General features: G+C 39.3%; 15 protein-coding genes. 10 read left to right on the top strand and 5 right to left on the bottom strand.

Annotated elements, in window-relative coordinates:
• Positions 1-94: 94 nt before the first annotated feature.
• Positions 95-1,009, bottom strand: coding sequence for a 2OG-Fe(II) oxygenase family protein (locus PAT01_RS01485; protein WP_096041732.1), 915 nt, complete (start codon positions 1,007-1,009; stop codon positions 95-97).
• Positions 1,010-1,266: 257 nt separating this feature from the next.
• On the opposite strand from PAT01_RS01485, the gene PAT01_RS01480 reads away from it, so the two are divergent.
• A complete protein-coding gene (locus PAT01_RS01480) occupies positions 1,267-1,563 on the top strand; it encodes a hypothetical protein (protein ID WP_154944481.1) in 297 nt (98 codons plus the stop codon).
• Positions 1,564-1,609: 46 nt separating this feature from the next.
• On the opposite strand, the gene msrA is transcribed toward PAT01_RS01480, so the two are convergent.
• The gene (gene msrA, locus PAT01_RS01475; RefSeq protein WP_054982523.1) at positions 1,610-2,209 is read right to left on the bottom strand and encodes a peptide-methionine (S)-S-oxide reductase MsrA; all 600 of its coding nucleotides are present in this window, start codon (positions 2,207-2,209) and stop codon (positions 1,610-1,612) included.
• Positions 2,210-2,445: 236 nt separating this feature from the next.
• On the opposite strand from msrA, the gene PAT01_RS01470 reads away from it, so the two are divergent.
• Positions 2,446-2,640: a CPXCG motif-containing cysteine-rich protein gene (locus PAT01_RS01470; RefSeq protein WP_004586615.1), complete on the top strand. Its 195-nt coding sequence runs from the start codon at positions 2,446-2,448 to the stop codon at positions 2,638-2,640.
• A gap of 63 nt (positions 2,641-2,703) precedes the next feature.
• Here the strand turns inward: PAT01_RS01470 and PAT01_RS01465 are convergent, their stop codons facing one another.
• Positions 2,704-2,907: a hypothetical protein gene (locus tag PAT01_RS01465; RefSeq protein ID WP_004586614.1), complete on the bottom strand. Its 204-nt coding sequence runs from the start codon at positions 2,905-2,907 to the stop codon at positions 2,704-2,706.
• Positions 2,908-3,006: 99 nt separating this feature from the next.
• On the opposite strand from PAT01_RS01465, the gene PAT01_RS01460 reads away from it, so the two are divergent.
• From PAT01_RS01460 to PAT01_RS01450, 3 genes are all read left to right on the top strand, one after another.
• Positions 3,007-3,489 (top strand): GNAT family N-acetyltransferase, encoded by a 483-nt coding sequence (locus tag PAT01_RS01460; RefSeq protein WP_029774379.1) that lies wholly within the window; start codon positions 3,007-3,009, stop codon positions 3,487-3,489.
• Positions 3,490-3,661: 172 nt separating this feature from the next.
• Positions 3,662-4,273: a MarC family protein gene (locus PAT01_RS01455; RefSeq protein WP_154944479.1), complete on the top strand. Its 612-nt coding sequence runs from the start codon at positions 3,662-3,664 to the stop codon at positions 4,271-4,273.
• Positions 4,274-4,303: 30 nt separating this feature from the next.
• Entirely contained in the window at positions 4,304-5,188 is an 885-nt protein-coding gene (locus tag PAT01_RS01450) for an alpha/beta hydrolase (protein ID WP_154944477.1), read from the top strand.
• Positions 5,189-5,685: 497 nt separating this feature from the next.
• On the opposite strand, the gene PAT01_RS01445 is transcribed toward PAT01_RS01450, so the two are convergent.
• Together PAT01_RS01445 and PAT01_RS01440 are read right to left on the bottom strand one after the other, a co-directional pair.
• Positions 5,686-6,822: an MFS transporter gene (locus PAT01_RS01445; RefSeq protein ID WP_154944475.1), complete on the bottom strand. Its 1,137-nt coding sequence runs from the start codon at positions 6,820-6,822 to the stop codon at positions 5,686-5,688.
• Positions 6,823-7,025: 203 nt separating this feature from the next.
• A complete protein-coding gene (locus PAT01_RS01440; RefSeq protein WP_154944473.1) occupies positions 7,026-8,237 on the bottom strand; it encodes a porin in 1,212 nt (403 codons plus the stop codon).
• A gap of 637 nt (positions 8,238-8,874) precedes the next feature.
• Here PAT01_RS01440 and PAT01_RS01435 point away from each other — a divergent pair.
• The 5 genes from PAT01_RS01435 to PAT01_RS01415 all read left to right on the top strand — a co-directional run bounded on the left by PAT01_RS01435 (position 8,875) and on the right by PAT01_RS01415 (position 16,138).
• Positions 8,875-10,464, top strand: coding sequence for an ABC-F family ATPase (locus PAT01_RS01435; RefSeq protein ID WP_083901794.1), 1,590 nt, complete (start codon positions 8,875-8,877; stop codon positions 10,462-10,464).
• Positions 10,465-10,614: 150 nt separating this feature from the next.
• Entirely contained in the window at positions 10,615-11,097 is a 483-nt protein-coding gene (gene purE / locus PAT01_RS01430; protein ID WP_024033606.1) for a 5-(carboxyamino)imidazole ribonucleotide mutase, read from the top strand.
• 2 nt (positions 11,098-11,099) lie between these two features.
• The gene (locus PAT01_RS01425) at positions 11,100-12,251 is read left to right on the top strand and encodes a 5-(carboxyamino)imidazole ribonucleotide synthase (protein WP_154944471.1); all 1,152 of its coding nucleotides are present in this window, start codon (positions 11,100-11,102) and stop codon (positions 12,249-12,251) included.
• A 114-nt stretch (positions 12,252-12,365) separates the two neighbouring features.
• Positions 12,366-13,529, top strand: a complete 1,164-nt coding sequence (locus PAT01_RS01420) for an endonuclease/exonuclease/phosphatase family protein (RefSeq protein ID WP_154944469.1) — start codon at positions 12,366-12,368, stop codon at positions 13,527-13,529.
• A 104-nt stretch (positions 13,530-13,633) separates the two neighbouring features.
• Positions 13,634-16,138 (top strand): S9 family peptidase, encoded by a 2,505-nt coding sequence (locus PAT01_RS01415; RefSeq protein WP_154944467.1) that lies wholly within the window; start codon positions 13,634-13,636, stop codon positions 16,136-16,138.
• Positions 16,139-16,179 lie beyond the last annotated feature (41 nt).

The following is a 16,179-nucleotide window of genomic DNA, read 5'->3' as shown; positions in this document are numbered from 1 at the left end:
AAGTGGTTATGTAACAAGTAAATAGCCCATTAAAGTATTATTAAATACATTTAATGGGCAAGTATTAGGCACAAAAGGTTAAACTTGGCACCGTTTAAAAAGGTGCGTAGCCGTCTGGCGTTGTTTTTGGCGTAGTCCAACGCTCTTTTGCATCAATATCTGTACGTTTTGAACCCGGTGCTGGTATACGGCCATTATCGCCAAAAAGCCATAACACTAGGTTTGTTCTGTCGCCACTGGTTATAGGTTTTGCCGCGTGTGGCACATTGCCTTTGTGGATCATGGCGGTGCCTGGTTTAAAGCTAAGTTGTACAACTTTTGCGTTTACTTGGTCGTAAAAATCAAGCTCTGATCCGCTAAATTCTTCCCCAGGTAAGTTTAAATTAATATTTAATGTTACTGATGATGCATCGGTATGCGGACGAATAGACGCATCTGTACTTGGGTCGTAATAAATAGAAAAACCAAACGTTTGCGTATCGTAACCTATGATCTCAGGAAACAATAAACGTGAAATAGGGCGCATGTATGTATTTAATACTTGGTTATAAAATGCCTGAAAACTAGGAGCAGCTAAATAGCCCTCTGAGCGTTTGTCGAGCATGGCGCCGCGGCGGTTTAATACAATACCGTACGGTGGACGCATAGGAATGTTAGCATTCCATACTTTTTCAAGGTAACCACGTAAAACAGCTAGGCGCTCAGGATCAAAAAATTGAAACTGATACACATCAGTCGCTACTTCTTCTAGTAGTGATTTTACTAAATGCTCTTTTGATGGATCTTGCCATGCAGCATTAACGGCTTCACGTAAGTTTTTATCTAGTAATGAATCGTCAAGGGTAAAGGTGGTTGTATCTACTTCGGTTTCTTCCCACTCTTTCCAGGCTTGTGTAAGTAGTTGGTCGTTGTTGTACCAAAAATGCTGTACTGAGTGCTCACGATTTAACATGGCCTCTCTTGAAGGTAACGCTAGAGCACGAGCAAGTTGTAATTGGGTGGCAGACATAATGTGTAACTCCAGTTGTTGAATTAGGTTTTATCAATCTAGGAGTGCAATTTATTATATTTATAAAGTTAGATAAATAAGCTGTTTTAGGAAACAGTATCAAAATAATGTTTATAATTAGCGGCGAAATGAATAGAATTAGCTGTTAGCTGTTAGCTGTTAGCTGTTAGCTGTTAGCTGTTAGCTGTTAGCTGTTAGCTGTTAGCTGTTAGCTGTTAGCTGTTACTTAAACGCTAAAACTTTTAAAAGGATTTTGTATGTTACCAAAATGTCTGAATTGCCAAAAGAATATATCATTAGCTTGGTTTGTTGTTGCTCGTATGTCTACAAAATATAGGTGTACTGAATGCGGGGCGCTCCATGAGTTTACCCAAAGGCATAAGCTGATTGGTATTATTGCTGTAATTCCTCTGATAATTTTAGTGAATATTTTAGAAACTATTATTCCATCTTCAGTATTAAGATTTGTATTTCTTTTAGCACTAGCAGTTACTGTAATGGTTTTTATACCTAAACAATATAAACTTTCAGATCATGATAATTTGAAAGAATAGGTTAGATGGGTTTGTGTAAACCCATCAAGCGTTTAACTATAGATTTTTAATGTGTGACTCTATCGCCCCAAATTTCTTCTAGGCGGTTATCGCGTCCGCAGCGCCAGCGGTAGGTATTGTAGCGTATGGGGTTATTTTTATAATAATCCTGATGGTAGCTTTCTTTACCTTTAATTGGGTAAAAAGTGCTGGCATTAAGTATTGGCGTGACCACTGTTTGATTTGGGAATTCTGCTATTACGGCTTGTTTGGTTTGCTCTGCTATTTTGCGTTCTTGCTCGTTAGCGACAAATATGGCGCTTAAATAACTTGGGCCTTTATCGCAAAATTGGCCTTTGGCATCAAAGGGATCAATATTTACCCAAAAATGATCAAGTATGCCTTTGTAGCTTACTACATCAGGGTCGTAAGTAATTTGTACTGCTTCATAATGGCCTTGATGGTTACCATTGTAGGTCGGGTTTTTAATTTTACCGCCGGTAAAACCCGATATAACATCTTTTACGCCTTTGAGCTTTTCAAAGTCGCTTTCCATACACCAAAAACATCCACCGGCTAAAACTGCTTTTTCGGTTTTAGCTGCATGTGAAAAGGTGCTAAACAAAATTGCGGCAGATGTTAATGCAAGCGTAAGTGATTTTTTCATATAATAATCTACCTCTAGTATGAGTTTAAATACATATTCTTTATAACTAGACCTGCTAAGTGTTATTACTATTTCATTGTTTTTAGTAGGCTAACGTGAATAGCTGAAAAAGTAATATACGTAATGGTTTTTAATTAAGGCCATACGTACATTGGGCAACCTCTGTAGCACAATGTTGTATTATCAGAGTGTGTTTATTAAAGTGAAAGCATTGAGATAAAAGTAGCAGGTGTTAAATGAACCAGTTAACCGAAAAATCGATAAGTTGCCCGTATTGCGGCGAAAGCATAGAAGTATTATTAGACGCGGCAGATATTGGCGAGCAATACATAGAAGACTGCCAAGTATGTTGTAAGCCTATTTCGTTTGTTGTTTTTGAAGATGAAGACGAGTTAAAAGTAAATGTATACAGTGAAGACGATACATTTTAATCCTTCGTTACTCTATATATAGTTGGCTGCACAGTGGCAGCCACTACGGTTTATACACGGGCGCTAGCTATTATTTTGCTCTCGGGCTAGTTGGTTTGGTAACAGCTCTTCTACTATTTCGCGTGCGGGGAGTGTATAACGTGTGCCGTCAAACATTACCGAGGTAAACTCGTTTATATTAGTAATGCCTGTTAGGGTCCAGCCCTCACCACGTTTAGGGCAGTATACGGTTGTGGTAGGTTGAATTACTTTAAAATCGTCGCTCATTATTGCTCTCAATATTGGCTATAAAGATAATGCTTGTGAATACGCTATGGTAAGTTAATAATGCTTAACCATAAAGCGCTATTTTAACTCCTGTATAAAATGTTTAAAACAACTCAGCTTGAACGCGTTACATTGCGTTTAATTACTCATAAGCATGCCCCGCAGTTATTTTCTATTTTGAATCACCCGCAAGTGAGCGAATTTAACGACTATCAAACCCCCTTAAGTAAATGCCAAATTAAGCAATTAATACAAGACGATATTACCGCCTATTACGAAGGCGAAGTGATAAGAGTGGCTATTGAACATAATATAAATGGCAAACTTATGGGCACCTGCGGGCTTTATAATTTATCGCCTTGTAAAAGTAGGGCGTTTATTGGATTTGAGCTTGATCCTATGTATTGGGATAAGGGCATTATGTTTGAGGTAATAACCGGCTTTGTTAAAACACTTAAACAGGCTATACCGCTAAACTACTTAGCGGCGCAGGTAAGTGCACATAATGCGCGTTCGCATAACTTACTAGTTAAATTAGGCTTTAGCTTGGGTGAGCATTCTATTTGGTATAAACATGTTTAGTACTGCATTAGTCATGTATTAGTGCTGCATTTGCATTATACACGTTAGTAAATTTCATCATAAGAGGAACAAATGCAATATAAAAAATAGCCAATTTGGCTTATAGTTAAGCGTAAGCAAATGAATTTGTTACCCGAGTTTTTAAAACGTGTTCGCTTAACAAGGATTTTATATGCTAGAAAAACTATCTCAAGATGCCCTCGTTATTTGGGCCACTATTGACCCAATAGGGACTATGGCGCTTTTTGCTGCGCTCACTTCTCATTTAACTGATCAACAACGTCGTAAAACTGCGTTTAAAACTGTGCTATATGCAGGCGCTGTGTTACTTGGCTCTATTTTAATAGGGCAGCTTATTTTAAATGCGATGGGTATACGGCTGGTATCGTTTCAGTTAGGGGGCGGGATAATTTTATTTTTGTTTGGCTTACAAATGATATTTGGCAATGATTCTAATAAAGCAAAACAAGACCCAGGGCACGATATTGCAGTGTTTCCGCTTGCTATACCGGCTACTGCCACACCAGGGGCTATTTTAGCCGTTATATTACTTACCGATAATCACATTCATCCAATTTCAACCCAAATAGGCACAGCGTTAATTACACTGGCAGTGTTAGGTGTAACCTTAATTTTGTTGTTGCTGTCGGGCAAAATTATAAAGCTAATTGGTATTGGCGGGGCGTCTATTTTAACGCGTGTGATGGGGATGATACTGGCCGCTTTTTCTGTAGAGCTGATTATGACTGCACTTGAAGTTAAGCAGTGGGTTAAGCTCGATTAAATAACTCCTAAACATCTAAAGGAATGACGCATGGCAATAAAAATAACAAAACACTATTTTATTAATTTAAGTTTCGCCGTAGTCATTTTTGCTATCGGTATTTTAGCCATACGCTATTACAACCATTATGTATCGCACTATACCGACGTAACAATTAACTCAAGCGTGCTTAATGAGTCGCGCAAAGTGTTTATAAGATTACCCGTTAATTACGATCCTAAAAGAGCGTATTCGTTAATTATTAAAACCGATGGTAACTTTAATTTAGATACATGGGAAAAAGCACTTACAAAACAAGCTAAGAGCGAAAAAGGGGATAAGGCTATATTGGTGTCTATTCCTAATTTGTTTTTTACAGATACACGTAATCGCGATTTAGTGCCTCCTTATGCTCGCCAAGATGTAAATACACAAGCGCGCCCAGAAAATGAAACACTTATAGAGCCAAATGGTGAAGCTGACAAGTTTTTAGCGTTTATTGAAACTGAGTTACTTCCGTATTTATCGGTAAAATATAAGCTTAGTAATAACCGTGTATTAAGTGGTTTTTCGGCAGGTGGCAGCTTTGTGCTTTATACATTGCATACAAAACCTGAACTGTTTAATGGCTACTTTGCTTTTAGCCCAGCGGCTTGGTATGACGATATGACAGTGGTTAATAATGTAGAAGCATTTTTAACTACTCAAGCAAATAAAATTAAGTCGCCTACTTATTTATACCTTTCTGTGGGTGGAGCAGAACATCCGTTAATGTTAAAAGCGTTTGATAATTTAGAGTCTGCTTTAATAGCAAACCCTAATAACAACCTTGTGTGGCAAAGCGCTATAAACGAAGGTGCTGAACATTCAGATAATCCAACACTGAGTGTATCAAAGGGATTAGCTGGTTATAATACGTTTATTAAAAATCGGTAGATAGGCTCAAACGATAGCTGTATGCATATACAGCTATCGGTGTTTTATCTATTTATGATAACGAATTAGCTGGATAGCACTTCACTTAGTTTAATGTTATTAACGAGTTACAGAGGGAAGTTGTTTCAATTTATTTTTGCACAAAAAATAAATTGAACTGTATTTATATACAGCATTGTACTCTTGAGTTAGAATGCCATCAGTACATATGGACATATACCAAACTCACTGTTATTGCTTTTAACCAGCCTTACGCATTTGTGATCAGCGATAATCTGTTTAATTACTTTGTAATTTAAATATATTTTCACCGTCTTTATATACTCTTAACGCAATTAATACAAATTCGCTGGTGGCTTTACAGTAAAAGAACACATCATACTAAGTTGTTATTAAGTGCCTAACTTAGCTAAAGAGTGAGGAGGAATAAAAGTACCCAATAAATAGGGGACAATTGGCTACTTAATTTAATAATTTTACCGGTTATTGATTGCTGCTTAGTGCGCTTTAGGTTTTACAAGAAGGGCGATAGCTACAACGGCGCTTAAAATACTGCATATTATAAATACGTTATGTTCACCCCCAGGTATGTACTCCATAAACGAGGTAAAAAACTGACCGGAGAACACCGCCATTGTGAAATACGATAAGTTACGTCCGCGAACATTTTCTGGGCTTAGCTCTACGGTCATGTGGTTTAAAAGTGGAATGCTAAAACCAAAGCCAATACCAATTAATAGCGCGCCTAATACTAATATCAATGTACTTGATTGTATAAAGCAAAGGTATGATAAACCAAAAGCAAAAAATGCGATTGCTAATACATTTTTCTCACTAAGGCGTTTAGTTGCTTTAGGCATAAATCCTGCTGTAAATACCGCAATTAACGATATAAAAGCCAATAGTTGGCCTATTTCAGACTCATTAAAATTTAGTGCGTGCAAGGTAATAGGTAAAAGCACGGTAGAGGTAAAAAATATGGTCATAGCTAGGGTTGATACTATATACACCCCTTTAAGCGTTAATGCATTTGAATGGCTCTTTTTTATTTGTTGAGTTTGCTCTGTGTTTTGGGCGTTTAATTGCTGCTTCCGGGGTACAAACATGAGCAACATAGCTAAAAATACCCAAGCAATTAAATACAAAGCAAGGGGTAATCCCCAATACATTGACGCTAAAACACCGCCTAAAAATAAAAATATAACGCCACCTAGCTCTATCGCCATGCCTTGTTTGGCAATCATATTCAGTCGGGCTTCGCCGCTGTACCACGTTGAAATTAATACGGTGCAACTTGCCATCACTATTGCTGTAATACCACCTAATGCAAAACGATTAATAAATACTAAGGTTGGGCCATGTAAAAAGTAAGCACATGCACCCACTAATCCGTATAAAAATAAACCTATTATAAGTAAAGGGTATGCGCCGTACTTGTCTATTAATCTTCCGGCTAGTGGGGCAAACACCACCGCACCTAAAGAAGGTAAAGTAATTAATAATACGCTGTTGCTTTGTATGCCTAGGCCATCAGCAATGGTAACTAAACCCGGCGCTAATAGGGTGCCAACCATTATGGTTAAGCTGGCAATGCATAGTAGAGTAAAATTACCGGCGGTTTTGAGTGAACTCATTTTCTCTCCATTAATTTTCGGGTGAATTTGTAAGCATGTTTACAGGCATTATTAATACGCAGCGCACACAGCTTTTATAAAGTGTTATAACAAATAATAGCGATTGTTAACGCATTCAAACATTTAAATTTTTTCATCATTTAACGTTTAAAATAAAAAAGCCCAGCATATAGCTGGGCTTTGTGTGTTGTTATGGTGGGAAATTAAAACTTGTATCTAAAACCAAATGCAATCCCGTCGTCTTCTGACGCTTCCATTTGTGATTGCTGGTCTTTGTCATCACTTTCAAAATCGCTAAAGTCTTTCCGGGCTTCAGCGTAGGCAATGGTGTTTTCGTCAATTAAGTAATGAACACCAATCACAGCAAATTGACGTTTGAATACATCATTAGGATCGGTATTAAAGTTAGGTTGAATAACGTAATCGTCACCGGCATCTAAAATGTTATAAGCCACAAAAGGGCGCACATCGTTATCAAAACGGTACGACATAAAGGTTTCTACACCAATAGAGTCCTTAATTAAGCGCCCTAGGTTATCGGTATCGTGGTTTTCACTTTTATTTATGTTAGCGGCAATGTATAAACCTGGTTTTTCAATGCTGCCCCACATTACACCCGCACCAAAAATTAAGTCTTCAACTGTTTGTGTTGTGCCATCGCCATACGTTACATCAAATTCACCACGGTTTACGCCTGCTGTTAACGTTAGCATGTCGGTTGCGTTATAAGTTACAGACCCACCAAAGGTGTAGTTAAATTCTACTTCTTGAGCTGCGCTGTCGCCAGTATTCCACAGGGCTTCACACGCTTCTTCAGAAATGTCATTAACATCACAGGTATAAAATTCGCTGTTTTTAAGTTGCGCTTGAACTGCAAAGCTAAAGTCGTTGTAGCTATTACGGTATTGAATTAGTTTATCACCACGGCCAGTACCATTTACTGCACCGTCGTCTTTATTGTATGTGTAAACACCCGCAGCATTACCATCCCATACAAAGCTGTTATTGGTGCCATAAACTACGTCGTACCACGCACCCCATTGTTTACCAATGGTAATTTGCCCGTACTTTTCGTGCGAAAGGCCAGCATAACCTAAACGGTTATATAAAAACTCATCTTGAATAGATTCAAAGCGGTTATTGTAAATAATGTCGCTACTACCAACAGGGTTTACACCCCATTCAACAAGCGCTAGTGCCGACCAGTCTTTTTTAAGTTGGCGAGTAAAGCCAAAGTTTATACGCGATGTACCATTTACCACTTCGGTTTGGTTTTGCGTATTAATAACGCGCACATCAAGGTAACCACCTACTTTAATAGTGTTCTTTTCATCCTTATAGAGCTCTACTGCTGAAGCAGCTGGCGCGACTACTATGCTTGTTCCTAATAGTAGGGTTACAAAGTTTTTAATCATTTGTGATGCCTTGTGTGTATTAACTTTAAAAAGTGACATTAAATTTAGAAGGCATGAAGACTAGCAAAGCCCTAATGGGCTCAAAAGTGAAAAATAATCAATGAAATTAGCGCCAAAAATGAATAAATATTCACTGGAGGTTAATGGTGTTTTTTATCTGTTAAGGGATAGGTTTTTTTTGATTAAAAACTACGTAAATAGTGCTGAAAATAGCGCAAGTAAGTGGGTTTTAAATTGAGTTTTTTTCATGTTGGATAAAAATAAAACGCTAGTGCAAAAACTCTAAAAAGCATTTTATATCATAAATATATACCCAGTTATCTGTTTTTTAAAATGCTTTGCGATAAACAATCGACTTATTAAGTTAAACGGGTTTATTAATTAAAATTTAAACCCTGATATGGCTCACAAATCGCGCTATTATTTTTAGCTAAGCGCATTTTTTTAGTTGAATAAGCATTCACTGGCTTAATTACGTTTTTAGGCACTATTTGTTAGGCATTAATTTACGCCTTTAATGAGTGGAATAGGGCATAGTTCACGCACTTTCAACCTTAAACTTTCATAGAAAAAAAGCTGTATTTAGTTTAAACTGCGCGCAATTTAAATACATCATGTCCCCTTGGAGGGTAGCGCTATTATTAGTACAGCTAACATCACCATGCAATTTGGTGCTAAACCGTTATTTGAAAACATATCTGCAAAGTTTGGCGAAGGAAACCGTTACGGTTTAATTGGTGCAAACGGCTGTGGTAAATCTACATTTATGAAAATCCTAAGTGGCGAACTAGAGCCCTCTGCAGGTAACGTAAGTACAGATCCAAATGAACGTGTGGCTAAACTAAACCAAGACCAGTTTGCTTACGAAGAATACTCTGTAATTGATACTGTGATCATGGGCCATAAAGAATTATGGGATATTAAACAAGAGCGCGATCGCATTTACTCATTACCAGAGATGAGTGAAGAAGACGGCATGAAAGTAGCCGATTTAGAAACTGAGTTTGCCGAAATGGACGGCTATTCAGCTGAGTCTAAAGCGGGTGAGCTTTTATTAGGGGTAGGTATTTCGACAGAGCAGCATTACGGCCCTATGTCTGAAATAGCACCAGGTTTCAAACTACGTGTGTTACTTGCGCAAGTACTGTTTTCTGACCCTGATATTATGCTACTAGATGAGCCAACCAATAACTTGGACATTTACACCATTAAATGGTTGGAAGATGTGCTTAATCAACGCGACTGCACCATGATCATCATCTCGCATGACCGTCACTTTTTAAACTCAGTATGTACGCACATGGCTGATATTGATTACGGCGAACTTCGTATTTACCCAGGTAACTACGATGAATACATGTTTGCAGCAACACAAGCACGTGAGCGCCTATTAAGTGAAAACGCGAAAAAGAAAAGTCAAATTGCTGAACTACAACAGTTTGTATCGCGCTTTTCTGCAAACGCATCAAAGGCTAAACAAGCAACGTCACGCGCAAAACGTATTGATAAAATTCAGCTAGAAGAAGTTAAAGCCTCTTCTCGCCAATCGCCGTTTATTCGCTTTGAGCAAGAAAAACAGCTATTTCGTAATGCATTAGAAATGACCAACCTAAGCCAAGGTTTTGAAGACAATACGTTGTTTTCAAATTTAGAAGGTTTAGTAGAAGTAGGCGAGCGCATTGCTATTATTGGTGAAAACGGTGTAGGTAAAACAACATTACTTAATACGCTTGCTGGGCGTTTAGCACCTAAGTCTGGCGAGTTTAAGTGGTCTGAAAATGCCAATATTGGTTACTACGCGCAAGATCATGCTGACGAGTTTGAAAAAGACATGAACTTGTTTGAGTGGATGGAGCAATGGCAACAAGAAGGCGACGACGAGCAAGTGGTTCGTGGCTTTTTAGGACGCATGTTGTTTTCGCAAAACGATATTAAAAAGTCTGTAAAGGTTATTTCAGGTGGTGAACAAGGCCGTATGTTATTTGGTAAAATTATGATGCATAAACCAAATATATTGTTAATGGATGAGCCAACAAACCACATGGATATGGAGTCTATCGAGGCGTTAAACCTTGCATTAGAAGCGTACGAAGGCACATTATTGTTTGTATCGCACGATCGCCAGTTTGTATCATCGGTTGCTACCCGCATTTGGGAGATAAAAGACGGCCAGGTGATTGACTTTAGAGGCAACTACAGCGAATACCTAGCAAGCAAAGAAGTATAAGCACTTTGTAACTGCAACCCTTTAAAAGCCATGTTTAAACGTGGCTTTTTTTTTTTTTGTGAGTCGCAATTAAACTTGGTTTGGGTATAATACCCGCCTAAAACCGGACATAAGTCCGCTATTTTTAAAATACATTACTGAGGAGTATTTATGACTGTTGGCATTATTATGGGTTCTAAATCAGATTGGCCAACCATGGAACACGCAGCGCTCATGCTCGAAAAATTTGGTATTGAGTACGAAACAAAAGTGGTCTCTGCGCACCGCACTCCTCAACTTCTTGCAGATTATGCAAATTCAGCCGCAGATCGTGGCATAAAAGTGATTATTGCTGGCGCCGGTGGTGCTGCGCATTTACCGGGTATGGCAGCGGCATTTACATCGCTTCCTGTGCTTGGTGTTCCGGTTAAATCTAAAGCTTTAAACGGTGTAGATTCATTGTTATCTATTTGCCAAATGCCAAAAGGCGTAGCCGTGGGTACACTAGCAATTGGTGAGCCAGGCGCTGCTAACGCTGGTTTACTTGCTGCACAAATTTTAGGGTGCCAAAACCCAGAAATTTTTGCAAAAATTGAAGCATTTCGTAAAGAGCAAACCGAGACTATTTTAGCTAACCCTAATCCTGCAGAGTAAAAATGAAAATTTTAATTTTAGGTGCCGGCCAACTTGCGCGAATGATGAGCCTAGCAGGCGCCCCCCTTAATTTAAATGTGGTTGCGTACGATGTAGGCAGCCAAAAAATAATGCATCCGCTAACCGGTGAAATTTACACAACCACACTTGAGCAGGCAATTAGTGACGCTGATGCGATTACCGCAGAGTTTGAGCATATCCCCGATGATGTACTTACACTGTGCTGCAACAGTAATAAATTTTACCCAGGTAAAGCTGCCATTAAAACCGGTGGCGACCGCGCATTAGAAAAAGCGCTATTAGATAAAACAAACGTAGCATGTGCGCCGTATCAACTGATCACAGAAAAAGCGCATTTAGAATTAGCGGTTAAAACCCTAGGTAAACCGCTGGTTATTAAAACGTGCCAAGCAGGGTACGATGGTAAAGGGCAGTGGCGTTTAAAATCAGATCACCAAATAGAGCAAATTTGGTCAGAAATGGCTGATTTTATTGCCTCTGGCACACAGGATGCACCACACAGCATTATTGCTGAAAAAATGATCCCGTTTGATCGTGAAGTCTCTATTATTGGTGCACGCGATAAGCAAGGTAATGTGGCTATTTACCCAATTACTGAAAACGAGCACACCAACGGCGTGCTTACTTTGTCAATTGCAGGTAAAAATAACACGCTGGTTGAGCAGCAGGCCCATAGTGCATTTACAAAAATTGCCAACGAGCTTAATTATGTTGGCGTACTTGCCATTGAGTTTTTTGATGTAAACGGTACTTTACTGGTGAACGAAATTGCGCCGCGAGTTCATAACTCAGGGCACTGGACACAGCAAGGCTGCCATTGTTCGCAGTTCGAAAACCACATGCGAGCTGTAGCGGGTTTACCGCTAGGTAATACAGAGCTAAAGCATTTTACCGCCATGATTAATGTGCTGGGCCAAGGATGTATTCCTACCGAGGTTTTAACAGTCAGTGATGCAACCAGCCACTGGTACGGAAAAACGGCAAAACCTGGGCGTAAAATGGGGCATATTAATGTATCTGCAGATAACATTAATAACCTTGCCGTTAAGCTTGGGCAACTTACCGATTACCTACCTGAGCAAGAGTACCCCGGCATTTTAAAAGCTGCTACTGCACTTATGCTAAGTGAGTAAAGGCTGCAATTAACTAATTAAATACCGGCTTAAGCCGGTATTTTTTGTCATAAAAATAGGTATTAATTGTGTAATACTGGTAAAGTCTATTTTTTAATTTTTTGAAGTAAAAAAATGAAACTAAACATACTTTATGGCGCATTAGCCATTGCCGCTTCATTTAGTTTAAATGCTACAGCCAGCCAAAGCCTTCGTATTGCCACTTTTAATGTGAGTATGGATGCAACTAATCACACGCCAAAAGGCGAGCAAGTTAACCCCGATGCGCTAGTTAATGCTCTAAAATCAAACCACCAGCAAATAAAAAATATAGCCGAAATAATTCAGCGTGTTCGCCCTGACATTATTTTATTAAACGAGTTTGACTACGTACCAAAAGCGCAAGGTATAGATTATTTTAAACGCCAGTTTTTAAATGTAAGCCAAAATAAACAAGCCCCCATTGATTACCCATACAGTTTTATTGCCCCTGTAAATACAGGCCTTGCTACTGAGTTTGACCTTGATAACAACGGTAAAAAAACCGCTGTAATGGGCGATGCGCAAGGTTTTGGTTTTTTTGAAGGCCATTACGCAATGGCTATTTTATCTAAATACCCCATTAACCTTGAGAAACTGCGCACACTTCAAACGTTTAAATATAAAGATATGCCTAATGCGCAAATGCCAATAGACCCAAAAACAAAAGAGAGTTGGTATAACACGCAAGAATGGCAAGCGCTTAGGCTTAGCTCTAAATCGTTTTGGGATGTACCTGTTGTAGTAAACAATAAAACGGTGCATGTGCTTGCCTCGCACCCAACCCCGCCGGTGTTTGATGGCGACGAAGACAGAAACGGCAAACGTAATCATGACGAAGTTAGGTTAATTGCCGATTATGTTGCTAATAAAGCCTATATTTACGACGATAACGGCCAAAAAGGCGGATTAAAAGCAAACTCTCGGTTTGTTATTTTAGGTGACTTAAACGCCGCGCCTGAAGGGGATAAAGCACGGGTTGAAACCACCAATCAAATTTTAAATAACCCACTTATAAATTCGCAATTTATACCGCAAAGCGCCGGTGCTAAAGAGCAATATCCGCAGCCATACGCAAAGCACTTTACCGCTAACTGGCAAGCGCGTGTAGATTATGTTTTACCCTCTACCTATGGGTTCAAAATACACGATGGCGGGGTGTTTTGGCCCACTAAAAACAGCGAGCAATATAGATTAATAAAAGATAGAAACGCATCGAGCGATCACCGATTGGTGTGGCTCGATTTGCTAATAGAGTAAACTCAGCTTTACCGTGAAAATGCGTTATTTATCTTAAAAAATTGCAATAACTCAAGTGCTTCTGCTTAAATACGGCTCAATTATAATAACCGTATAGAAGCACTATGATTTTTAACCTATCGTCATCAAAAACATTAGTAGCGCTTGCTGTAACCTCTAGCATTATGCTTGCAGGTTGTAGTGCTACCGCTAATACCTCTTCATCACAGCAAAGCGCTTTACCAGCAACTCCTGTTGCTGCGGTTGTAAACACACCTGCTGATGCTGGCTCGCAAAATATTACGCTAGAACAAGCCATGGCAAATCCTGATTGGATAGGCAACCAGCCTAAAAATGCGTACTGGGCAAGTGATTCAGCCACCATTATTTATGCTCAAAAGCAGCAAGGCAGTAACCTAAACGATATTTATAGCCAGCCAATTAACAGCAAAAAAGCGATGCAAGTTTCACTTGATAAACTGCATACTGTAGGTGCTTCTAAAGCGGTTTATTCATCAGATAGAACACTTCAAGCTTATACGTTTAAAGGCAATGTATTTGTTAAAAACCTAACAACGGGTGAACTTAAACAAATAACTGCTACCTCAGCTAATGAGTCTAAACCACAGTTTTTAAACAATGGCGATTTAGTTTACCGCCAAGGTAATGTGTTTTTTAAAGTTGATTTAAAAACAGGGCTAAGTACAGAGCTTGCTAACTTAAAATTGGCCGATGAGCCAAAAGGGATACAAGAGCCTATTAGTTACATAGCAAAAGAGCAGCATAAACTGATTGAGTTTGTGGCGCTGCAACATAAAAACAAACAGGATACACAAACACGCAATGAACAAATAAACGCGCAAAATAGCTCTATTGCTAACACCGCTTTTTATTTAGGTGATGGCAATGTAATTAAAGAAGCGCAACTATCGCCAAACGGTGATGCTTTAATTGTTGTGCTGCAAAAGCAGCAATCGTGGCGTGATAAAGGCGATATTATGCCTAATTACATCACCGATGATGCCACTATAGAGCCTAAAAAAGTGCGCCGTCGTGTGGCTGATGCAAAAGAGCAAACATCATCTGTGATACACATCAACCTTGTAGATAAAACACAAACACCACTGAGCTTTGATACGCTACCGGGCTTTGATGAAGATGTTTTAGCCGAGGTTAAAAAAGAAAACTACGCGCGTGATGGTAAAACGTATAAATCTAAAAAAGCGCCACGCGGTATTAACTTAATTACTAATTGGGGTTTAAACCAAGCCCCCATAGTGTGGAACGATGACGGCACGCAAGTTGCCATTATGCTAGAGGCGTGGGATAACAAAGACCGCTGGATAGCCACAATCGACTTTGATAAAAACGAGCTTGTGTCGCAGCACCGCCTGCATGATGATGCTTGGATAGCTTACGCGTTTAACAATTTTGGCTGGTTACATAATTCAAACACCCTGTATTACTTATCAGAAGAGTCGGGCTATAGTCAGCTTTACAAAAAACCGCTTAACGGCAAAGCAACCGCTTTAACTAGTGGCCAGTTTGAAGTATCGGACATTACGTTAACTCATGATAATAGCGCTATTTATTACAAGGCAAACGTAGAGCACCCAGGCCTTTACGAAATTTACCGTGTTAATCCACAAACAGGTAAAAACGAGCAAGTGACTGACCTTAACGGTATGACCGACTACACGTTAAGCCCAGACGAAAGTAAATTACTGCTTAAGCACTCTAAAATAACAATGCCAACAGAGCTTTTTGTTGCCGATGCTAAAGCAAACACCACAGCGACACAGCTCACCCATACAGTGTCGGATGAATTTTTAGCTAAAAAGCTCACCGCACCTAAAATTGTTGCCGTGCCATCTAGCCACACAGAGCAACCTATTTATGCCAAGGTGTATTACCCAAGTGACTATGTAGAAGGTGAAACAGGCAAAACCCGTAAAGCGGTTATTTTTAACCACGGAGCAGGGTACTTACAAAACTCACACATGGGTTGGTCTGTGTATTTTCGTGAGTTTATGTTTCATTCATTACTTGCCGATGAAGGTTACATAGTGATGGATATGGATTACCGCGCTTCTAAAGGTTATGGCCGCGATTGGCGTACTGCGATTTATCGCCAAATGGGTACACCTGAAACGCAAGATTTAGCAGATGGCGTTAAATGGATGGCGCAAAACGCAAATGTTGATACCAACGCAGTAGGCACATACGGTGGCTCATACGGCGGGTTTATGACCTTTATGGCGTTATTTACTGCCCCTGAGCTATTTCAATCTGGGGCAGCACTTCGTCCAGTAACCGATTGGGCGCATTACAACACCGCTTACACGGCTAATATTTTAAATCACCCAGATGTAGATCCCATTGCGTATGAGCGCAGCTCGCCAATTTATTACGCAGAGGGCTTAAACAAGCGCTTATTAATTAACGCGCCTATGGTTGACGATAACGTGTTTTTTCAAGACTCAGTACGTTTAGTGCAGCGATTAATTGAACTTGAAAAACAAAACTTTGAAACAGCTATCTTCCCTGTAGAGCCGCATGGCTTTGTACAACCATCAAGCTGGTTAGATGAATACCGCCGTATTCATAAATTATTTAAAGAAACACTTTAATCTTAAATTTAAAAATTAAAGTATAAAAACAAAAACGCCGC

The sequence above is a fragment of the Pseudoalteromonas atlantica genome (genome assembly GCA_007988745.1).
Lineage (GTDB): Bacteria > Pseudomonadota > Gammaproteobacteria > Enterobacterales > Alteromonadaceae > Pseudoalteromonas > Pseudoalteromonas atlantica.
This window is presented reverse-complemented; position numbering and strand designations above follow the sequence as displayed.